The organism is Bradyrhizobium sp., assembly GCF_030697065.1.
Classification (GTDB): domain Bacteria; phylum Pseudomonadota; class Alphaproteobacteria; order Rhizobiales; family Xanthobacteraceae; genus Bradyrhizobium.
On the sequence record NZ_JAUYQU010000205.1, the window covers coordinates 21,150 to 42,212 of the forward strand.

Genomic DNA, 21,063 nt, shown 5'->3' on the forward strand with positions numbered 1-21,063 from the left:
AGGAGCGCAAGTGACGCCCTTGATTTCGCGGCCTACTCCGCCGCGACCTGAACCTCGGCGCGTTCGGCGCGCACGGCGCAGAACTTGAATTCGGGGATCTTGCCGAACGGATCGAGCGCCGGGTTGGTCAGCAGATTGGCCGCGGCCTCCGCGTAGCAGAACGGCATGAACACCATGTTCTCCGGCACATCGCGATCGGAGCGCACCTTGATCTCGACGGCGCCGCGGCGGGTCTCCAGACGCACTCTGTCGCCGGGCCAGACCTTCAGCCGCCGCATGTCCTTGGGCGACATGAAGGCGACCGCTTCCGGCTCGATCTGGTCGAGCACCTGGGAGCGCCGCGTCATCGAGCCGGTGTGCCAGTGTTCGAGCACACGCCCGGTCGAGAGCACCATCGGATATTCGGCGTCGGGCACTTCGTCGGGCGCGATCACATGCGCCGGCACGATCTTGCCGCGGCCGCTGGCGGTCGGGAATCCCGTGGTGAAGATGATCTCGTTGCCGGGCAGATGCGGATCGTCGACCGGATAGGTCACCGCGCCCTCGCGCACCAGCCGCTCCCAGGTGATGTTCTTCAGCGACGGCATCACCTGCGTCATTTCGGTGAAAACATCGGCCGGCCCGTCATAGCGCCAGTCGAGGCCCATCCGCTTGGCAATTTCCTGGATGATCCACAGATCCTGCCGCGCGTCGCCCGGCGGCCTGATCACCTCGCGCGCCAGCTGCACGCGGCGGTCGGTATTGGTGAAGGTGCCGGATTTCTCCGCGAAGGCCGAGGCCGGCAGGATCACGTCGGCATGGAACGCGGTCTCGGTGACGAACAGATCCTGCACCACCAGGTGCTCGAGTTTTGCCAGCGCCCCGCGCGCATGATGCAGATCGGGATCCGACATCGCGGGGTTCTCGCCCTCGATATACATGCCCGCTATCTCGCCGGCATGGATCGCGTTCATGATTTCGACCACGGTAAGGCCGCGCACCGGATCGAGCTCCTGATCCCAGAGTTTTTCGAACGGCTGGCGCAGGTCGGTGCGCCCGACCGGCTGGTAGTCCGGCAGGAACATCGGGATCAGGCCGGCGTCGGAAGCGCCCTGCACGTTGTTCTGGCCGCGCAGCGGATGCAGCCCGGTGCCGGGACGCCCGATCTGGCCGGTGACCAGCGCCAGCGCGATCAGGCAGCGCGCATTGTCGGTGCCATGGATATGCTGGCTGATACCCATGCCCCAGAAGATCAGCGAGGCGCGCGAGCGCGCATACATTCGCGCAACTTCCTTCAAGGTCTCGGCCGGAATCCCGCAGATCGGCTCCATTTTCTCCGGCGGAAAATCCTTGATGCGTTCCTCGAGGTCGTCGAAACCCTCGGTATAGCCGGCGATGTATTGCTGGTCGGTCAGCCCCTCGGTGATGATGGTGTGGAGCATCGCATTGAGCATCGCAACGTCGGCGCCCGGCTTGAACTGCAGATGCATGTGGGCGTGGCGCGACAGCGTCTGCCGCCGCGGATCCATCACGATCAGCCTGGCGCCCTTCTTTGCGGCGTTCTTGATGAAGGTGGCCGCGACCGGGTGATTCACGGTCGGATTGGCGCCGATCACGATGATGACCTCGGCATCCATGGCAGCGGCGAACGGCGCCGACACCGCGCCGGAGTTGAGACCTTCCATCAGTGCGGCCACCGACGAGGCGTGGCACAGCCGGGTGCAGTGATCGACATTGTTGGAGCCGAAGCCGGTGCGCACCAGCTTCTGGAACAGATAGGCTTCCTCGTTCGACCCTTTCGCCGAGCCGAAGCCGGCCAGCGCCTTGGCGCCCTTGCCGTCGCGGATCCTGACGAGGCCTTGCGCGGCGATGTCCAGCGCCTCCTCCCAGGAGGCTTCGCGGAAATGCGTGAAGGGATTGGCGGGGTCGACCTGGTCGTTGGCGTCCTTCTTCACGTTGGGCAACCGCACCAGCGGCTTTGTCAGACGATGCGGATGATGAATGTAGTCGAAACCGAAACGGCCCTTGACGCAGAGCCGGTTGTGATTGGCCGGGCCGTCGCGGCCCGCGGCATAGATGATCTTCTCATCCTTGACCTCGTAGGTGACCTGGCAGCCGACGCCGCAGAACGGGCACAGCGAGTCCACCTTGCGGTCGGCATAGACCGTGCGGGTCTGGTTCTCGTCGAGCATGACGGACGGCATCAGCGCGCCGGTCGGACAGGCCTGCACGCATTCGCCGCAGGCGACGCAGGTCGAATCCCCCATCGGATCGTCGAAGTCGAACACGATCTTGGATTCGTGGCTGCGATAGGCCATTCCGATCACGTCGTTGACCTGGACCTCGCGGCAGGCGCGCACGCACAGGCCGCACTGGATGCAGGCATCCAGGTTGACGCTCATCGCGGGATGGCTGCTGTCGCCATGCCATCGCTCGGCCGCCGGAAAGCGGCTTTCGGTCACCTCGATCTTTTCGGCCCAGCGCCAGAATTTCGAATCGGGATCGTGCGAGGTGGCGCGCGCCGGCTGGTCGGCGACCAGCAATTCCATCACCATCTTCTGCGCCGCGACCGCGCGCGCGCTTTCCGATTTCACCTTCATGCCGACGCTGGGCGTGCGCTTGCAGGACGCCGCCAGCACCCGTTCGCCCTCGATCTCGACCATGCAGGCGCGGCAATTGCCGTCGGGCCGGTAGTCCGGCTCGGGCGAATGGCACAGATGCGGAATCTCGCGGCCCTGGCGCTTGGCGACCTGCCAGATGGTCTCGCCGTTGACCGCCTCGACCTGCCGGCCATCGAGTTCAAACTGGATCTTCGTCATTCCGCCGCTTCCTTGAACTCGTCGGGGAAATATTTCATTACCGTGGTCAGCGGATTCGAGGCCGCCTGGCCAAGGCCGCAGATCGAGGCATCGCGCATCGCCTGGCTCAATTCGTCGAGCAATGCCCGGTTCCACACCGGATTCTGCATCAGCAGCGCCGCCTTCTGGGTGCCGACCCGGCAGGGCGTGCACTGACCGCAGCTCTCGTCCTCGAAGAAACGCATCAAGTTGAGTGCCGCGCCCTTCACGCTGTCCTGCTCCGACAGGATGATGACCGCGGCGGAACCGATGAAGCAGCCGTATTTTTCCAGCGTGCCGAAATCGAGCGGGATATCGTCCATCGACGCCGGCAGAATACCGCCGGAGGCGCCGCCCGGCAGATAGGCGTGGAATCGATGTCCGTCGGCCATGCCGCCGCAGAATTCGTCGATCAGCTCGCGCACCGTGACGCCGGCCGGCGCCAGCTTCATGCCGGGATTTTTCACGCGCCCCGACACCGAATAGCTGCGCAGGCCGTGGCGGTCGTTGCGGCCATGGCTCTTCCACCAGTCCGCGCCCTGCTCAATGACGTCGCGAACCCACCACAACGTCTCGATATTGTTGATCAGCGTCGGCAGGCCGAAAAGCCCGACCTGGAATGGATATGGCGGCTTGTGCCTGGGCAGGCCGCGCTTGCCCTCGATGCTCTCCAGCAGCGAGGATTCCTCGCCGCAGATATAAGCGCCGGCGCCGCGGCGCAGGTGCAGCACCGGCCCGCCCGGCGGCAGCCTTGCGATTTCGCGGGCGAGAATTTCGCGGCTCGCCGGATATTCGTCGCGAAGGTAGATATAGACGTCAGCCGCTTCCACGACATGGGCGCCGATCAGCATGCCCTCGATGAAGCGATGCGGATCGGTTTCCAGATAGATGCGATCCTTGAAGGTGCCGGGTTCGCCCTCGTCGCCGTTGATCGCCATCAGCCGCGGACCGGGCTCGCCGAGTACGGCGCGCCACTTTCGTCCCGTCGGAAATCCCGCGCCGCCGAGCCCGCGCAAGGATGCGTCGTCGAGCGATTTCAACAGATCTTCTTTTTTCAATTCGCCGGAGCGCAGCCGATTGAGCAGCCTGTAGCCGCCGCCGGCGACGTAAGCATCGTAGCCGACATAGTCGGGCAGATGCGCGTGGGTGTCGCCGGCCTTCGCCGCTGCCAGCACGTCCGCCACCGTGGCGCGATCGACGAAGTGATGGCCGACCTCGGCCACCGGCGCGGCGTCGCAACGGCCGACGCAGGGCGCGCGCACCACGCGAATGCCCGGGCCTGCCGAGGTCTGCAACCCGTTTAGCAGTTCTTCCGCGCCCAGCATGGCGCAAGTCAGGGAATCGCAGACCCGGATGGTCAGCGGAGCGATGTCAGGCTCGCCCTCCTTCACCACGTCGAAATGCGCATAGAAGGTCGCGGTCTCGAACACTTCGGCGAAGGCCAGCTTCATCTCGTCGGCGAGCGCGGCGAGGTGGGCCGCGGAAATCTGCCGATAGTTATCCTGGATCAGGTGCAGATGCTCGATCAGCAGATCGCGCCGCCGCGGCCGGTCTCCCAGCAGAAGCGCGATCTCTTCCGCGGCCCGGGGATCGATCTGACGGCCCTTGGGAGTAGACTTGGCCCGCTTGCGGCCCGCGCCGGGATGATCGAACGAGCGGACTGTCTGGACGTCGTGGCTCATTATCAATCCCGCTCTTGCAGCTCTGTTATTGCAACTTTAGTTGGTGGCATACCACATGCCAAGAAGAAATCTGCACGGCGATGAGAGCGAGAATTATTCCAAAGATCAATAAAGCTGTCCCGTGCAGCGATAGGGAATGCGTATCGATCAAGGATCGCAATCGATCGATACGGATTCGAAATTGAACGGGGCGCGCGGCTCAGTCGGCGAGCGTCGGCGCGACTTCACGGGCAGTCTGGACCAAGGCCGCGACCATCGGCGTCATCGGATCGCGCAACGGAACCACAAGTCCGATCCTGTAGGTCACTTTGGGATCGACAATCGGGATTGCCCTGACGGCATCCGACAGTCCGAGGGTGTCGGCGAGCCTGGCCGGCATCACGCTGGCCCAGCGTCCGGTCTTCACATGGGTGTAGAGCACAATGATCGAATTCGACGTCAGGGAGGGTTTCGCTTCGGTCCCTGCCTCCAGCAACGCGCGGTCGATGATGCGACGGTTCTGCATGTCGGGCGTGAGCAGGCAGAGCGGCACCTCTCCCACCTCCTTCCAGGTCACCTGATCGCGGTCCCCGAATTGACTGTCCGGGGCGGTGATCAGGCGATAGCTCTCGTCATAGAGCGGAACGGAACGCACCTTGCCGAGCGGCTCGTTGTCGAGATAGGTCAGGCCGGCATCGACCTCGAGATTCTCCAGCAGTCCCAGCACCTCGATCGACGTGCAGGACACGATGCGAAAGCGCACATGGGGGTGACGGGCCCTGAACGGCGTGGTCAGCGACGCCACCATGCCCAGCACTGTCGGTATCGCCGCAATCCGGATTTCGCCCGACAGTCCGGCCTTGAGCGCATTGATTTCCTCGCGCATGCCGCGCACGTCGCCGACGATGCGGCGCGCCCAGTCCAGCGTGCGCTCTCCCTCGGGCGTGAAGCCGACGAAGCGCGAGCCACGCTGCACCAGCATCACCCCCAGGATTTCCTCGAGCTGCTTCAGGCTGGTCGACATCGTCGGCTGGGTGACGCCGCAGGCTTCCGCGGCGCGGCCGAAGTGCCGTTCCCTGGCCAGCGCCAGCAGCAGTTCGAGTTTGTCGATCAAGACAAAGGTCCCGGCGTATCCAATCGTGCCTTCTCGATCAGGAACACGATCCGCTGCTCGTTTCGCTCCGATATCTCGACCTTGTCGCCGGTCTCCCGGATCAGGTTCGGGATGTCGATCACCGACAGCGGATCGGTGCAGTGAACTTCCAGGACGTCGCCGGGTTTCACCGACTTCAGCGCCTTGCGCGTCTTCAGCGCCGGCAACGGACATTTCAGGCCGGTGAGATCGAGTATGGTCTGGCTCATCCCGCGAACATGGCGAAGCGGGACCGCATCGTCAACGCCGTAGTCCGCAAGGTGGGCAAAGCCGATGGCGCGCGAATGCGCGACGCGTCGTCGTGTCCACGACGACGCTGCGACGTGCTGGGCACGGCGCAAAGAGCGCCTTTGCCCACCCTACAGCAGGCTCGCATAGGACAGAAACCCGACCGTCTGTCCCGGCTCGACCTGCGTCACTTCCTCGCCGAGTTCGACCAGGCCATCGGTATCGACCAGCGACGACAGCAATCCCGCGCCCTCGCGCGGGAACTTTATCACCTCGAGCACGTCGCCGTCGCCCTGGCGCAAGTTCACCCGGACATATTCGCGGCGGCCGATTTTCTTCCTGTAGGCGAAGGCGGACCGGACCGGCATCGGCAGCAATGGCTGCTGCGCGGCGCCCATCAGCGCCAGCACGGTCGGCCGCACCACATGCACGAAGGTGACAAAACTCGCCACCGGATTGCCCGGCAGTCCGATCAGCGGCGTGCCGCCGATGATGCCCATCGCGACGGGGCGGCCGGGCTTGATCGCCATCCGCCACAGCACCAGTGATCCAGCGCTTTCGACGCTGGCCTTGACGTGATCCTCTTCGCCGGTGGAGACGCCGCCGGTGGTCAGGATCAGATCGTGGGCATCGGCGACCTTCTTCAGGCCATCCGTCAGCGCGGCGCGATCGTCCCTGATGATGCCGAGATCGCTGACATCGCAGCCGAGCCGCGCCAGCATCGCCGTCAGCATGAAGCGGTTGGAATCGAACAGCTGTGAAGCCGCGCGCGGACTGCCCGGCGAAACCAGTTCGTTGCCGGTGGAGAACACCGCAACGCGAAGGCGTCGCCGGACATCGAGATGGGTGAGGCCAAAGGCGGCGGCAAGCGCCACGTCCTGCGGCCGCAGCCGGCTTCCCTTCTTGAGCGCGGCATGGCCCAGGGCGATGTCCTCGCCGGCGGGACGCACATTGGCGCCGGGCTTCAAGCCGGCCGGGAGCACCACCCTGCCGGAATCATCGATGCGGACATCTTCCTGCATGAACACGGTATCGGCGCCTTCGGGCATCGGCGCGCCGGTAAAAATCCGAACCGCCTGACCCGGCTGGATCGCTTCGTCGGCCGGCGCGCCGGCCTGAACGCGGCCGGCGATCCGGAACGGCTGCTCCTTGCCATGCGGAAGATCGTCGCCGCGCACGGCATAGCCATCGACGGCGGAATTGGTAAACGGCGGCAGCGGCAGCGGCGCCCTGACATCGCGGGCGAGAATGCGCCCATCGGCTTCACCGAGCGAAATGGCATTGACCTCAGGCACCGCGCTCACGCGCGCGGCGATGATGCCAACGGCCTCATCGACCGACATCATCGGCCCGCCAAAGGCAAAGCAATCGTCGGACAGTTGCGCCATCCTGCTTCCTAGCTTTCGATCGCGCTTGCGGCCAGCACGTCCTCGACGGAGACCGCGAATTTCCGCATCATAGCGGCGATCGCGGGGATGTCATCGAGATGGACCACCGGCAGCTCGGTGTTCAACTCCGTGTCGGAGGCGATGCCCGATATGGCGGGATCGTCCGGGAACAGCATCGGCTTGCCATTGGCCAGCCGATGCACCTCGATCTTGCGATGCGGCTCGGACTTGAAGCCCTCGACCACCACCAGATCGACCCGCGACATCTTGGCCAGCAATTCCGGCAGAAGCGGCTCGGAAGCCCCGCGCAGTTCGTGCATCAGGGCCCATCGCTTGCCGGAGGATACCAGCACTTCGGCGGCACCGGCCTCGCGGTGCCGCCAGGAATCCTTGCCGGGAACATCGACATCGAACGCATGATGGGCGTGTTTTATCACGGAAACGCGCAGGCCCTCGTCGAGCAAATGGGGGATAACCCGGCTCAGGAGCGTGGTCTTGCCAGCGCCGCTCCACCCGGCGAGGCCAATCACCTTCATCATATTCTCCGCTGCGGCCCGGAACCCGGTCATTGCGAGGAGCACTTGCGACGAAGCAATCCATTCCTTCTTTGTGCGGCACGATGGATTGCTTCGCTGCGCTCGCAATGACGTGGTTAGACCTATTTCGCCTCTGCTGTCAGATGCTTTATATCGGCCAATCTGAAATGTCATGCTAGCCTGCCGCCCATGATGAAGATCGACAAAGCCCCCGTCCCCCTGATTGTCCCGAATCCCGGCGACCCCAGGCTGACCGAACGCGTCGCCGGGACCGACCAGACCGGGGCTGTGGTCGAGATCAACGTGCCGGTGGAACGGCCGCTGACGCTGTACCTGAACGCACAGGAGATCGTCACCATGATGACGATCGGCGATTATCCGGAATATCTGGCGCTCGGCTATCTGCTCAACCAGAACATGCTGAAATACGACGACGTGGTCACCGAGGTCGAATATGACGACGACCTCCAGGTGGTCGTGGTGCGCACCGAGCATCACACCAATTTCGAAGCGAAGCTGAAGAAACGCACGCAGACCTCGGGCTGCGCCCAGGGCACCGCGTTCGGCGATTTGCTGGAGGCCGTGGAAAGCGTGGCCCTTCCGGAGGCGGAGTTGCGCACTTCCTGGCTCTACCGGATGACGCATGCCATCAATACCATGCCCTCGCTCTATCTGGAGGCCGGCGCGATCCATGGCTGCGTGTTGTGCAGAGAGGGCGAACCGGTCTGCTACACCGAGGATGTCGGCCGCCACAACGCCGTCGACAAGATCGCGGGATGGATGTTCCGTCACGGCGTCGATCCCGCCGACAAGATCCTCTACACCACCGGACGGCTGACCTCCGAAATGGTGATCAAGACGGTGCGGATGGGAATTCCCATTCTGGTGTCGCGTTCCGGCTTCACGGCCTGGGGCGTCGATCTCGCACGGCAGGTCGGGCTGACGCTGGTCGGGCGCGCGAAGGGCAAGCGCTTCATTGCGCTGGCAGGCCAGGACCGTATCGTCTACGACCAAAATCTCGCTTTCGTCGCGGAGGAATCCGCGCGGCACAAGCGCAAGGGCGGTGAAAGTGACGAATAAGATTCCGGGCGTGCTGCTCGCCGGCGGTCTCGCGCGGCGGATGGGCGGCGGCGACAAGCCGATGCGCCAGATCGGCGGCCGCACCATCCTCGATCGCGTGATCGCGCGCCTGAAACCGCAATGCGACGGGCTGATCCTCAACGCCAACGGCGATCCGGCACGTTTCGCCAGTTTTGGTTTGCCGGTCATTCCCGACGGCGTCGCCGATTTTCCCGGGCCGCTCGCCGGTATCCTGGCGGCGCTCGACTGGGCGGCGGCGAACCGCCCTGACGTAGCCTGGATGCTGAGTGCCGCGGCGGATTGTCCGTTCCTGCCGCGCGACCTGGTCGCGCGCCTGCATGCGGCGCGGATCGCGGAAGACGCGCAACTCGCGGTGGCCGCTTCCGACGGCCAGTCGCATCCGGTGATCGGACTGTGGAGCGTGGCCCTGCGCGAAGAGCTTCGCCACGCGCTGGTTGTGGAAGACATCCGCAAGATCGATCGCTGGACCGCGCGCTACCGACTCGCGACGGTGGAATGGCCGGTAGATGAACTCGATCCCTTCTTCAACGCCAACACCATGGACGACATCGCCGAGGCCGAGCGGCTGGCGGTGCTGGATGGAGGTTGATTTTTAAGCGGAGGGAATTCGATCATGACCATCACGCCCAACCTGAACGGCCACGTAGCCCTTGTGACGGGCGGTTCGCGCGGCATCGGTGCCGCGATTGCGATGGCGCTGGCCGAGGCCGGCGCCGCCGTCGCCGTCAATTACCTGGAGCGATCGGCGAAAGCCGACGCGGTGGTGGCCGACATCAAGAGCAGGGGCGGCCGCGCCATCGCGGTGGCCGCAGACGTCTCACAGGCCGCGGCCGTTACCGAAATGGTCGATCACGTCGCTTTCGCGCTGGGCCCGATCGACATTCTCGTCAACAATGCCGGCATCGCGATCGTGCGCGGCATCGATGAACTGACCGAGGCCGAGTTCGATACCACCATTGCAGTCAACCTGAAATCGGCTTTTCTTTGTACACAAGCGGTGCTGCCGGCGATGCGGGCAAAGCAATGGGGCCGCATCGTCAACATTTCCTCGGGCGCCGCGCGCGGCGCCGGTGCGATCGGCATGCACTACAATGCATCGAAGGCCGGCATGGAGGGATTGACGCGCAGCTATGCGGCGCGGCTGGTGAAGGAAGGCATCACCGTCAACGCGGTAGCGCCGTCGCTGATCGAAACCGACATGATGCGCGGCCGGCCGGAACTGGCGGCCCGAATCCCGCTGGGACGACTGGGCCGGGCGGACGAAGTGGCGCAGGCGGTGCTGATGGTGCTCGGGAATGACTACATGACCGGGCAGACGATCATGCTCAATGGCGGCATGGCGTTTAATTGAGCCCTTGCGAGCGCGAGCCGAATTCGGGAAAACCCGTCACGCTGGCCGAAACCCCGCCCCCGTCAGCGCCGCATGCCCTTCCTCCGATGCCAGCGCCGAAAGGAACGACTGCACCGCAGGCCTTTGCTTGCGCGCTGTCACCAGCGCAAAATCGTAATGCTCTTCAGCAAAGGGAATAAAGCCGAGCCCCACGGCATGGGCGACGGGCGCGATGGTCATGCCCCAGTCGGCGCGGCCCTGCGCCACAGCGGCGGCGACGGCGTTGTGCGAGCGCGGCTGGTTCCAGTAACCATCGGGCCTGATATCGCCGAGCAGCCGGTCGATCAGGATGCGGGTGCCGGCGCCCTGGTTGCGGTTGACCATGATGCAGGCGGGGTCGGCGAGTGCGGCGCGCACCGCGTCCTGCGCGCTCAGGCCTTCGAAATGCGCATCACCTGACCGGAACACGATGCCCTGCATCCGCCGCCAGCCCGGCACCAGTTCGAGACCATCCGACAGGAAAGGCGTGTTGTAGCTCTCGGTCTGTTCATCGAACAGATGAATCGGCGCAAAATCGCATTCGCCGCGCTTGGCCGCCGCCAATCCGCCAAGGCTGCCGACCGCGATCGAACGCACGACGACACCCGCGCGCGCCAGCGGCGCGGTGACGAGATCGAGCCCGGTGCAGTGGCTGCCGATGATGACGAGATCCGGTACCCGCACATGTGGCGTGAACAGCGTCACCTCGGCGGCGGTGCCGGCGGGCATCTGGTCGGCCAGCGCATCGATCTTCAAAAATCCGTCGGCCTGCGCGAACGAGGTGATCGCCCCGCTTCCCTTGCCCGAGGGATAGGCGATCAGGCCGCTGTCGCCTTCGACCAGCGACACCATGACGAATTCGGTGCGGCCGAGTTCCGAGGCGATCCGCACCGGGACATTTGCAAACACTTTGGCATCGGAGCGCGGCGGCAGGCCCGCCATCCGGCGCAGCACCGGAACGATCATGTCGTGGAAGGTGAACATAGCCGAGGTCGGAAATCCCGGCAGGATCACCACCGGCTTGCCATCGCAGACCGCAAGGCACAGCGGTTTTCCCGGCTTCAGCGCGACGCCATGGGCGATGATGCCGGGTTGTCCGAGTCGGGCGATGATGCGATGGGAGACGTCGCCGGCGCCTTTCGAGGTGCCGCCGGACAATACCAGCATGTCGCTGGTTTCAAGTGCTTCGCGCATCGCGGCTTCGAGCTTTGCCTCGTCATCGGCGATGGCGCCGAGAAAAAGCGCTTCGCCGCCGTTCTCGCTGACGGCCGCGGTGACGATGGCGCCATTGGTGTCGTAGATCGCGGCAGGCCGCAGCTTTTGTCCCGGCTGCACCAGTTCGTCGCCGGTGGAGATGACGGCGACGCGCGGCCGGCGCGCTACCGACACCTGCGCGATGCCGCAGGCGGCCAGCATGCCGATCTCGCGCGAGCCGATCACGGTGCCGGCGCGCAACAGATTCTCGCCGCGCGCGATGTCGGAGCCGGCATAGGACACGAACTGCCCCGGCGAGGCGGCGCGGCGAACCTCGACCGCGCGCGCCCCCGCGGGCTGGGTGTGCTCGACCATGACGATGGCATCGGCGCCGCGCGGCACCGGGCCGCCGGTTGCAATCGAGGTCGCGGTGCCCGACAGCACCGGCCGAGTCGGGGCGACGCCGCAGGCGATCACCTCGTCGTTGAGCATCAGCCGCACCGGCGTCGCTTCGCCGGCGGAAGTGAGATCGGCGGAGCGCACGGCAAACCCGTCGACATTGGAACGGTCGAACGGCGGCACGTCGATCGGCGCCACGATGTCCTGCGACAGAGCGCAGCCGAGTGCATCGGCCAGCGATCGCTGTTCAGCGGGAACAGGGCGCGGGAACAGTGCAGCTTCGAAACGCGCCAGCGCCTCCTCGCGCGACAGGATGGTCAGGAACTGGTCCTGCTCCACGTCTTTGCGGCTTTGGGGCAGCAATGGATTGGTCATGCGGCAACTCTTTATCATTCCCGCAACATATAGCCATCGACCGGCGCGCCCGCAGCGAAGCCTTCTGCACCGCCTGATACCACGAGCCACGCCTCGGCACGGGCAATGGCATCGAGCGAGAGTTCACCGACCGCCAGCGTCACCCAGGCGCCGTGCTCGCGCCGCAATAGCACGACTTCGGCGATGCCGACGCCGGAGGCGATCTTGCGGTGCAGCGGGAGCCTGAGCGACTTGCGCGGAAGGCGACCCGCCAGAAGGTCGAGCACCGGCAGCGCCAGCGTCCACCACGCCGCGAACGCCTGGTCGGGCGCCCCCTGCAGCGCAATGACCGGCGTTTTGTCGATTCGGCCGACCGCGGTGGTACGGCCGGGCTGCAACGCGATGCCATGCGCGATCAGTTCGCCACGCTCCGCCAGCGCCGTCACGGTCGCATCGCTGCGGCCGACACCGCTGCCGCCGACCGTCAGCAGCAGGTCGCATCCGCCGGTGTCGAGCGCCTTCGCAATGGAGGCTGTGTCGCGGGAAGCGGCCACGACGCAGGTGACGTCGGTCCCCGCCTTGCGGGCGCCCTCGGCGATCAAATGCGCCGTCACCGACTCGCCTGGCCCGGGAACATTGACGACGCGCACACGCGGCCGGCGCACGCTCAATTTCTGCAGTCCCGCCGCCCGCGCGATCAGGAGTTCGCGCGCCAGCACGCGCCGCCCGGCCTCGGCGACCGCGGTTCCGCCGGCGATATCGCCCCCCGCCCGGCGAACGCCCTGCCCGGGTATCGAATCAGCCAATACCTGAACCAGCGGACCTGACTGATCGACCGAACCGGAATCGAGCACACAATCGCATGCCTCCGGCATACGGTCGCCGGCTTCGACCCAGACCGGCGATGTCGCCAGCGGCAGCGGCGAATAGGACGACGCACCGACGAGGTCGTTGGCGCGCAGCGCCCAGCCATCGGCGGCGGCAACGTCATGCGGGGGATGTGGCTTGAGCGGCGGCATCTGGGCCGCGATGCAGCCGAGAGCGTCGGTCAGCTGAAGCTCTGTGGGCGCGACCGGCGCGAGGTCGCGTGTCAAGGCGGCAAGCGCGACGTCGAGCGGGGTGAGTGAAGCAGGCAGACGCTGGGGTGAGATCATGTCGGCGATGGTGGACTAGAGATCGTCGCCTTGGCAACCATCTCACGTCGTCCCGGCGTTCGCCGGGGCGACGTTTGAGATGGGTTCCGCGTGCGACTCGTCAGCTCCCCTTCTTCTCCGCGTTGGGGAAAAACAGCTGCTGGCCGTCGATCTGGTAGGCGGCGATCGCGGCCTGGCCGTCCGTGGAGATCAGCCAGTCGATGAAGGCCTGGCCGAATTCCTTCTTCACGCTCGGAAACTTTTCCGGGTTCACCAGGATGAGGCCGTATTGATTGAACAGCCGCCTGTCGCCCTCGACCGCGATCGCGAGGTCGCCGCGGTTCTTGAACGAGATCCAGGTGCCGCGGTCGGCCAGCACATAGCCGTTCATGGCGCCGGCCGTGTTGAGCGCGGGGCCCATGCCCTGTCCGATCTCGCGGTACCAGGGACCTTTGGTCGCGGCGATATCGACGCCGGCCACTTTCCACAACGCCAATTCGGCCGAATGGGTGCCGGACTTGTCGCCGCGCGAGACGAACGGCGCGGCCTTGGCCTGGATCGCCTTCAGCCCCGCCACGATGTCCTTGGTACCCTTGATTCCGGCGGGATCGCTCTTCGGCCCGATCAGCACGAAGTCGTTGTACATCACGTCGAATCGCTTGACGCCAAATCCGTCGGCGACGAATTTCTCCTCCTGCGATTTTGCGTGAACGAACACCACATCGGCATCGCCCCGCCGGGCGGTGTCGAGCGCCTGGCCGGTACCCTGCGCGATCACTTTGACGTCGATGTTGGCCTTGGCCTTGAACAGCGGCAACAGATAACCGAACAGCCCGGAATCCTGCGTCGAGGTGGTGGACGCCACCACGATGGAACGATCCTGCGCGCCGGCCGATACGAGACCGGCGAGGACGCCGAACACGAGGGCTGATGCAAATGACGCAAAGCGAGATGCCATGGTGTGCTCCTGTTGTCGAAATCAGATCACGAGATCGCCGCGCAAGAACGCGGTGGCTTCCGGGGTCGATGGACGGTCGAGAAAATCGGCGGCGGCGGCGCGCTCGCGCAAGCTGCCGCGTACCATGAACATCACCTCGCCCGCGAGCCGCCGGACCTGGCCGAGATCATGCGAGGCCATCACGATCTTGATGCCGGATTGCGCTGCCATCAGCACGATCTCCTCGACGCCGCGGGTCGCGGCCGGATCGAGGCTGGCGGTGGGCTCGTCGAGCAGCAGGATTTCCGGATCGCGCGCCAGCGCGCGGGCCAGCGCCAGCCGCTGCTGCTCGCCGCCCGAGAGTTTTCGCGCCGGACGCTGCCCCAGGTCGGACAACCCGACGCGTTCCAGCAACGCCGCGGCGCGCCCCGCACGCTCGTTGCGCGGCGTGCCGGCCTGCGACAGCGCATAGGCGACATTGGCGGCGGCGGTTCGGCGCAGCATCACCGGGCGCTGAAACAGGATGGCGCGCCGCACCGGCTTGCTCCCGGTCCGGCCTCCCCAACTGACCCGCCCGGCCGTGGGCGCCGCGAGCCCCATCATCAGGCGCAGCAAACTGGTCTTGCCCGATCCGTTCGGCCCGACGATCAGCGTCGGTGCGCCCGGCGTGATGGAAAGACTCAAGCCAGCGAGGATGGTGGTGGCCCCCACCTGCAGCGAGACGCCGTCGAGAACCAGGGGGAGATCGCTGACGGTTGCGCGCATCGTCAGCCCGCCTGCCGTTCGGACCAGATGCGCGTTCCCCAGGCCGCGGCGTTGATCGCCAGCACAATCGCGACCAGCACCAGTCCCAGTCCCATCGCCAGCGGCAGATTGCCCTTGGAGGTCTCCAGCGCCACCGCCGTGGTCATGGTGCGGGTGAAGCCGTCGATATTGCCGCCGACGATCATGACGGCGCCGACTTCGGCGGCGGCCCGACCGAACCCGGCCAGCAACGCCGTCAGCAGGCTGAAACGCGCATCCCACAGCAAGGTCGCCATGCGCCCGGTCCGGCTGACGTCCATCGCGGTCAGTTCATCGCGATACTCGGCCCACAGATCCTCGATGGTCTGGCGCGTCAGTGCGGCGATGATCGGCACGATCAGGATGGTCTGGGCGATGATCATCGCGGTCGGCGTGAACAGGATGCCCATCGATCCCAGCGGCCCGGATCGCGACAGCAGCAGGTAGACCGCAAGTCCGACCACCACCGGCGGCAGCCCCATCATGGCGTTGAGCAGCACCACCAGAACGGAGCGTCCGGGAAAGCGGGTCAACGCGATCAGCGCGCCCAGGGGCATGCCGATCATGGCGGCCAGCGCCACCGCGGACAGGCTGACGGCGAGCGACAGCCGCACGATCGCAAACAGCGCGGCGTCGCCGTTCAGGATCAATTGCCACGCGCTGAACTGGTCGGACATCGCTTCCTCCGTGCACGTTGTTCAGCACAATTTCCGCCTGTGTCAAATGGTTGAACAAGAACAGGAATATGCATATCAATGCAGGATGGATTTTCTGACCACCAGCGAAGCAGCCGACTATGTCCGGCTCGGAGAGCGCAAGCTCTATGAGCTCGTGACCTCCGGCGAGATTCCCTGCAGCAAGGTCACCGGCAAGTGGCTGTTCCCGCGCCAGGAACTCGATCTGTGGGTGCTCTCGGGACTTTCGCGCCCGGCGGGCATGATCGCGGCGGATCCGCCGCCGATTGTCGGGGGCAGCCAGGACGACCTGCTGGAATGGACCTTGCGCGAGTCCGGTTCAGGCCTGGCGTCGCTGACCGAAGGAACCGCGCGCGGCGTCGAGCGGCTGCAGCGCGGCGAGGTGATCGCCGCCGCGGTGCATTTCCACAGCAGGGATGTCGCTGCGGCGGACGGCAATATCGCGGCGTTGCGCGCGATGCCGGGCCTGCATGACGCCGTGCTGGTCGGAATGGTGCAGCGCGAACAGGGGCTGCTGGTTGCGCCGGAAAATCCCAAACAGTTGCTCAGCCTGGCGGATGTGCTGGCCTCGGGCGCGCAGATGGCGGTGCGGCAGCCCGGTGCCGGAGCACAGATGCTGCTCGACATGCTGCTGAATGGCGCCGGCGCCGGCCCGAAGGATCTGCGCCGGCTCGAGCCGCCATGCCTCACCGGCCCCGATCTGGCGGCGGCGATCCGCGCCGGCAGGGCCGACTGCGGCATCGCAACCCGCGCCGCGGCCACATCGGCGGGGCTCGATTTCGTCCCGCTGCTCTGGGAGAATTTCGATCTGTTGATGCGGCAGCGCAGCTATTTCCGCCCGCAGGTGCAGGCACTGATCGGATTCCTCGGCGGGAAACGGCTGAAGCAGCGCGCCGCCGAACTCACCGGCTATGACGCCACGCCGGCAGGTCAAATCCGCTTCGCGGCATGAGCGACCCAAGCGAATGCGAGCAGCCCGCTTGCTGCTCGCTATTCGGCTCCTTACTTCGCCAGCCCGATCTCCCTGAAATACTTCATCACCCCGGGATGGATCAGTTCCGGCCTGATCGCCGCGGCCATTGTATTGACCGCCGTGGTTTCGCAGGCCTGCGGCAGTTTCCTGCACAGCGCGGCCTCGGCACCGTGCAGCGACTTGGCCAGCCGGTAGGCGACATCGTCCGGCAGGTTTTCGCGGGTCAGCACAAAGCTCCAGGAGCCGACCGAGGCGATCGGCGCGGGCTGGTTCGGATAGCTGTTGGCCGGCACCGTCAGCGGTTTCAGAAAGGTGTGCTTGGCCCGGATGAGCGCGATCTCGCTGGCGTCCGGGGCGATGAATCGGGCGCCGCCGGGGCTTTCGGCCATGGTCTTGAATCCAGGCCAGCCGACGCCGGCGCCCCACAGCGCCGCGGCGCGGCCGTCCAGCACCATGGCCGGGCCGTCGCCGGCGCGGTCGAGGTAGATCGACTGGAAATCCTCGTCCTGCTTCAAGCCGATGCCGTCGAGCATGTAGCGCGACAGGATCGGCAGACCCGATCCCCTGGCGCCGAACGCCACCGGCTTGCCGACGAGATCGCGGATGGTCCGGTAGGGACTGTCGGCGCGCACCACGAACATGCCGGGCGAGGAATACATCGCGGTGAGGATCTTCAGGCGGATGGCCGGCCGCCCGATGCCCATGAAGGCTTGATAGGCCGGCTCGCCCGCGACCAGCGCGATGTCGAGCCCGCCGGATTCCAGCAGCGGAATGTTCTCGCTGCTGCCTTTGGTGTTGCGCGGCTCGATCGACAGCGTCGCATCGGCGCCGTTCATGATCTCGGCAAAGGCGTTGCCATAGACCGGAAAGCCGCCGCCCGGCGTGGCCGTCCCGAGGCTGATCACGGTTTTTGAAATGGCCTTGCCTCCATCCTGCGCCGCAGCACCGCCCGAAAACAGCAAAATGCCGACGCAGACGATCCGGGCGAGTTTCATGTTTCGGCCTCCGGCAACGTTTCAAGCGTCGAAGTGACCAATCATCGAGCAACTCGAGTTGTAGGCAAGCGCGCCATTTTATGGAAGCATGCTTATCGACGGCAACAACAAGAAATGACAGGGAAAGAGATGCTCCGATTTTTTCGCACAATGATTTTCAGTCTGATCTGCCTGGCGGGCCTTGCGGCCGGCGCCGCGCCCGCCACCGCCGCCGACTACCCGACCCGCCCGGTCAAATGGCTGATCGGCTTCACCGCCGGCGGTCCGGTCGATACCGTGGCGCGGATCATGGCGCAGTGGCTTTCGGAGCATTTCGGCCAGCAATTCGTGGTCGAAAACCGTGCCGGCTCCGGCGGCAATATCGCGGCGGCTGCGGCGGTCAATTCGGCTCCGGACGGCTACACGCTCTTGTTCGTCGCGCCCAACAACGCGATCTCGACCTCGCTCTACAAGAAGCTGCCGTTCGACTTCATCCGCGACACCGCGCCGGTCGCCAGCATCATGCAACTGACCAACATGATGGTGGTGCCGATGGGGCTGCCGGTCAAAACCGTCCAGGAGTTCATCGATTACTGCAAGGCCAATCCCGGCAAGGTCTCCTATGCCTCCTCCGGCAACGGCACCTCGGTGCACATGTCGGCCGAACTGTTCAAGGCGCTGACCAAGGTCGAGATGACCCACGTGCCGTATCGGGGCTCGTCGGCGGCGATGCCGGACCTGATCTCCAACAAGGTGCAGGTGCTGTTCGACAACCTGCCGTCGGCGCTGGAACAGGTGCGCGGCGGTACCCTGCGCGGGCTCGGCGTCACCTCGCCGAAGCGCTGGCCCACCGTGCCCGAAATTCCGACGGTCGCCGAAACCGTGCCGGGATTTGAATCGGTCGGATTCTACGGCATCTCCGGACCCAAGGGCATGCCGCCCGAGATCATCGAAACCCTCAACAAGGCGGTCGGCGTGGCGCTGAAGGATCCCAAGCTGGTGGCGCGGCTGGCCGATGTCGGCGGCATCCCGAAGCCGATGACGCCGGCCGAGTTCGGCAAACTGGTCGCCGACGAGACCGAGAAGTGGCGCAAGGTGGTGGAGTTCGCGGGGGTGTCGGTGGATTGAGGCCGGCTTCGCACGAAGCGCTCATTCCGAACACGATGGATTGCCGGGTCAAGCCCGGCAATGACGATTGGGAACGACTGGCTAAACGCTGACCGCCACCAGCGCCGGCACCAGCTCGCTCTGCGCGACCGCCGCAGTGAAGAGGTAGGCAATCCCGAGCAGTGCCAGGAAGCCGAGGAAGAACAATGCGAAGAAGATGATCGACAGTTTCTTGGCGAAGGCCGAAATGTTGGTCAGCCCGAGGCCGCCCGCGATCAGCGAGATGACGAGACAGATGATGGCCCAGCGAAGCATTCCGCACCCTTCCGTGTGATCGATTCGCCAGCTAACGCACGCCGGCAAGCATAAGTTCCCGGCCGGGAACACGGCATTGCGGGATCGCCGGCCACGGGTTAAGGGGTGGCGGCACCGTTGCGTGCCGCCCGCAGCGGCACCCCGGCGGGGCCTGTAGCTCAATGGTTAGAGCCGGCCGCTCATAACGGTCTGGTTGCAGGTTCGAGTCCTGCCGGGCCCACCAACATATCAACGACTTATTGGTATTGAACTTTTACGCCGTCAGAAATTCCGACAGGATCAGGAACGATCTCGGCGCAAATAACCAAGTCATCTCAATGGCACCTACGACAAGCGGGCCGTGCGCGACGGTGCGCTTGCAGGTCTTGCCGACAGCGGAAGTCAGCACGCACCGATGTCTGTTTCTGTTCGATGATCGGACATTCGGTGGTGACATCCGCAGTTCCGAAAAGTGCCGATGAGCGGATATCAGCGGAAAACGCACTGCGGCAGTCGTTTGCGCGCTGCGGGCTACCGCGCGGCTTGCATCAAACCCTGGGGCGGAAGGAAGTCAAAAACCACCCTTCCGCCGACCGAGAAGACATCGGACGAATTCGAGGTCAGCCCGATCGGCTGGCGCACCGGCGAGGTAGGCACAGCGAGGGACTTCAGGTGGCTCAGATACTGGTAAGAGGCTTCGCCTTGAATCCTGAAATTCGGGTTGAACCGGTAACCGATGAAGCCGTTGACGCCGGTCATCACCGCAAACGTGGTGTCGCTGAAATTGCGCTGCAGGACGAGGTCGAATTCCGGGCTGGCGACGCCGCAAGGCCCGCATCGGCTTTGTTGCCGGGCGCTCGCATCCGTAATCAACGCGCCCGGTGAGACGAAGGCCGAAGCGCCTCCGAACACTCCGGACGGCAAGGGCTGCATCGCTTCGAAGCCGACTGTGAAATTCGGCCCTATGAAATGCGACTGCAGATCGAGGTCAATCGCGACGTTGAGATCCGGGAAGGTAAGGCTTTGCTGCGTGATGTTGTGCTCGATATTCATGTGGCGGTAGCGCACGCCGAACCCGTAAGTCCAGAACGAGCCGGTCGGGCTGGCAAAGATCGGACCCGCGGGAACGCGGGTCGTGGTACCGAGCGCAAGATCCCAGATCTGTCCCTTGGTAGCGAGCGTCACGCTCTGACCGGTCGCGGTGGGGCCGAGGCCAGTCGAATTGCTTGTCGGGTTCGGGAAGATGTAAGTGAATGCAGAGGGCGTGCCGACCGGAACGTCGCCACGGACGCTGTCATTGAAACCGTTGAAGCCGGCGGCGATGGTGAAATAATCGCCGGTCCAGAAGACCCTATCCCTGGGCGTCGGAATATCGAGGCCCAGCGCGGCGCTCACGCCGGGAATGCGGCGCCGGCTATCGACGATCGAAGTCTCGCCGCCGGTCGGGGTGAACCGTGTCCCGCCGGAGACCTGCGGAATCTGCGTCGAGCTACTACCGAACGCAACCGGCAATCCACCGGCCCCCGGATAAACCACCGCCGGAAATGATTCGGCCGGAGGGCCCGTGCGCGGCGCAGGCCCCGCAATTTGCAGCGGCGCGCCGCCCGGGACATCGATGACGATCTCCCTGCCGGTAAGCAGCGCAACGTCGAGGCCGTTACGCGTCTGCGTCCTGCCGGTTGCTGTCGTCACGGTAATATCGGCGGTGGTCGTGTTGTCGGGAATCTTGACCGTTCGGGTTCCCGCCTTCGGCCCGGTGCGGAGCGCCGGACGCTTGACCGTCCGGAGTGGCTTGCCCGCCTTGTCCTTGAATGTAATCGTGATCGTGGCCTGCGGGATCGGAGCCGCACCGTCGGCGACCTTGACGGTGGTTTCTCCGACGACAGCCAATGCTGGAGGTATCCAGGCCAGAACCGCCAAGGCCACGATCGTGAATTTCAACTTCCTCATCTTCGCCCCCTGAAAGAA

General features: G+C 65.2%; 19 protein-coding genes and 1 tRNA gene. 6 read left to right on the plus strand and 14 right to left on the minus strand.

Features of this window, described 5'->3' with window-relative positions:
• Positions 1-32: 32 nt before the first annotated feature.
• The 6 genes from fdhF to mobB all read right to left on the minus strand — a co-directional run bounded on the left by fdhF (position 33) and on the right by mobB (position 7,782).
• The gene (gene fdhF, locus Q8R73_RS16065; protein WP_305720536.1) at positions 33-2,798 is read right to left on the minus strand and encodes a formate dehydrogenase subunit alpha; all 2,766 of its coding nucleotides are present in this window, start codon (positions 2,796-2,798) and stop codon (positions 33-35) included.
• Positions 2,795-4,498 carry an NADH-ubiquinone oxidoreductase-F iron-sulfur binding region domain-containing protein gene (locus tag Q8R73_RS16070; protein ID WP_305720537.1) on the minus strand — a complete coding sequence of 568 codons (1,704 nt, stop codon included), beginning with the start codon at positions 4,496-4,498 and terminating at the stop codon, positions 2,795-2,797. Before Q8R73_RS16070 ends, fdhF begins: the two co-directional genes overlap by 4 nt.
• 199 nt (positions 4,499-4,697) lie before the next feature.
• Complete coding sequence (locus tag Q8R73_RS16075) at positions 4,698-5,591, minus strand: LysR family transcriptional regulator (protein WP_305720538.1); 894 nt, start codon at positions 5,589-5,591, stop codon at positions 4,698-4,700.
• Positions 5,588-5,839, minus strand: coding sequence for a sulfurtransferase TusA family protein (locus Q8R73_RS16080; protein ID WP_305720539.1), 252 nt, complete (start codon positions 5,837-5,839; stop codon positions 5,588-5,590). Before Q8R73_RS16080 ends, Q8R73_RS16075 begins: the two co-directional genes overlap by 4 nt.
• A 150-nt stretch (positions 5,840-5,989) precedes the next feature.
• A complete protein-coding gene (gene glp, locus Q8R73_RS16085) occupies positions 5,990-7,246 on the minus strand; it encodes a gephyrin-like molybdotransferase Glp (protein WP_305720540.1) in 1,257 nt (418 codons plus the stop codon).
• An 8-nt stretch (positions 7,247-7,254) separates the two neighbouring features.
• Complete coding sequence (mobB, locus tag Q8R73_RS16090) at positions 7,255-7,782, minus strand: molybdopterin-guanine dinucleotide biosynthesis protein B (RefSeq protein ID WP_305720541.1); 528 nt, start codon at positions 7,780-7,782, stop codon at positions 7,255-7,257.
• Between the two features lie 189 nt (positions 7,783-7,971).
• Between mobB and Q8R73_RS16095 the strand changes: the two genes are divergently transcribed.
• From Q8R73_RS16095 to Q8R73_RS16105, 3 genes are read left to right on the plus strand one after another with little or no spacing between them, the layout of a single operon-like run.
• Positions 7,972-8,862 carry a formate dehydrogenase accessory sulfurtransferase FdhD gene (locus tag Q8R73_RS16095; protein WP_305720542.1) on the plus strand — a complete coding sequence of 297 codons (891 nt, stop codon included), beginning with the start codon at positions 7,972-7,974 and terminating at the stop codon, positions 8,860-8,862.
• Positions 8,852-9,472 carry a molybdenum cofactor guanylyltransferase MobA gene (gene mobA / locus Q8R73_RS16100; RefSeq protein ID WP_305720543.1) on the plus strand — a complete coding sequence of 207 codons (621 nt, stop codon included), beginning with the start codon at positions 8,852-8,854 and terminating at the stop codon, positions 9,470-9,472. Before Q8R73_RS16095 ends, mobA begins: the two co-directional genes overlap by 11 nt.
• Positions 9,473-9,496: 24 nt before the next feature.
• Positions 9,497-10,234: an SDR family NAD(P)-dependent oxidoreductase gene (locus Q8R73_RS16105; protein ID WP_305720544.1), complete on the plus strand. Its 738-nt coding sequence runs from the start codon at positions 9,497-9,499 to the stop codon at positions 10,232-10,234.
• A gap of 36 nt (positions 10,235-10,270) precedes the next feature.
• On the opposite strand, the gene Q8R73_RS16110 is transcribed toward Q8R73_RS16105, so the two are convergent.
• From Q8R73_RS16110 to Q8R73_RS16130, 5 genes are all read right to left on the minus strand, one after another.
• Positions 10,271-12,220, minus strand: a complete 1,950-nt coding sequence (locus tag Q8R73_RS16110; RefSeq protein ID WP_305720545.1) for a molybdopterin biosynthesis protein — start codon at positions 12,218-12,220, stop codon at positions 10,271-10,273.
• Between the two features lie 14 nt (positions 12,221-12,234).
• Positions 12,235-13,353: a molybdopterin-binding protein gene (locus Q8R73_RS16115; protein ID WP_305720546.1), complete on the minus strand. Its 1,119-nt coding sequence runs from the start codon at positions 13,351-13,353 to the stop codon at positions 12,235-12,237.
• Between the two features lie 100 nt (positions 13,354-13,453).
• On the minus strand, positions 13,454-14,290 hold the full coding sequence (locus Q8R73_RS16120) for a substrate-binding domain-containing protein (protein ID WP_305720547.1): 837 nt from the start codon (positions 14,288-14,290) through the stop codon (positions 13,454-13,456).
• A gap of 21 nt (positions 14,291-14,311) precedes the next feature.
• Positions 14,312-15,034, minus strand: coding sequence for an energy-coupling factor ABC transporter ATP-binding protein (locus tag Q8R73_RS16125; protein ID WP_305720548.1), 723 nt, complete (start codon positions 15,032-15,034; stop codon positions 14,312-14,314).
• Between the two features lie 2 nt (positions 15,035-15,036).
• Positions 15,037-15,729, minus strand: coding sequence for an ABC transporter permease (locus Q8R73_RS16130; protein ID WP_305720549.1), 693 nt, complete (start codon positions 15,727-15,729; stop codon positions 15,037-15,039).
• An 85-nt stretch (positions 15,730-15,814) separates the two neighbouring features.
• Here Q8R73_RS16130 and Q8R73_RS16135 point away from each other — a divergent pair, with 85 nt between their 5' ends.
• On the plus strand, positions 15,815-16,699 hold the full coding sequence (locus Q8R73_RS16135; RefSeq protein WP_305720550.1) for a helix-turn-helix transcriptional regulator: 885 nt from the start codon (positions 15,815-15,817) through the stop codon (positions 16,697-16,699).
• Between the two features lie 50 nt (positions 16,700-16,749).
• On the opposite strand, the gene Q8R73_RS16140 is transcribed toward Q8R73_RS16135, so the two are convergent.
• Positions 16,750-17,715, minus strand: a complete 966-nt coding sequence (locus Q8R73_RS16140; RefSeq protein WP_305720551.1) for a TAXI family TRAP transporter solute-binding subunit — start codon at positions 17,713-17,715, stop codon at positions 16,750-16,752.
• A 129-nt stretch (positions 17,716-17,844) separates the two neighbouring features.
• Between Q8R73_RS16140 and Q8R73_RS16145 the strand changes: the two genes are divergently transcribed.
• Positions 17,845-18,822: a Bug family tripartite tricarboxylate transporter substrate binding protein gene (locus tag Q8R73_RS16145; protein ID WP_371126109.1), complete on the plus strand. Its 978-nt coding sequence runs from the start codon at positions 17,845-17,847 to the stop codon at positions 18,820-18,822.
• Positions 18,823-18,903: 81 nt separating this feature from the next.
• Here the strand turns inward: Q8R73_RS16145 and Q8R73_RS16150 are convergent, their stop codons facing one another.
• The gene (locus Q8R73_RS16150; RefSeq protein WP_305720553.1) at positions 18,904-19,116 is read right to left on the minus strand and encodes a DUF1328 family protein; all 213 of its coding nucleotides are present in this window, start codon (positions 19,114-19,116) and stop codon (positions 18,904-18,906) included.
• Between the two features lie 147 nt (positions 19,117-19,263).
• Here Q8R73_RS16150 and Q8R73_RS16155 point away from each other — a divergent pair.
• Positions 19,264-19,339: transfer RNA gene (locus tag Q8R73_RS16155), tRNA-Ile, on the plus strand.
• A gap of 287 nt (positions 19,340-19,626) precedes the next feature.
• Here the strand turns inward: Q8R73_RS16155 and Q8R73_RS16160 are convergent.
• Positions 19,627-21,045 (minus strand): hypothetical protein, encoded by a 1,419-nt coding sequence (locus Q8R73_RS16160; protein WP_305720554.1) that lies wholly within the window; start codon positions 21,043-21,045, stop codon positions 19,627-19,629.
• Between the last annotated feature and the right edge of the window lie 18 nt (positions 21,046-21,063).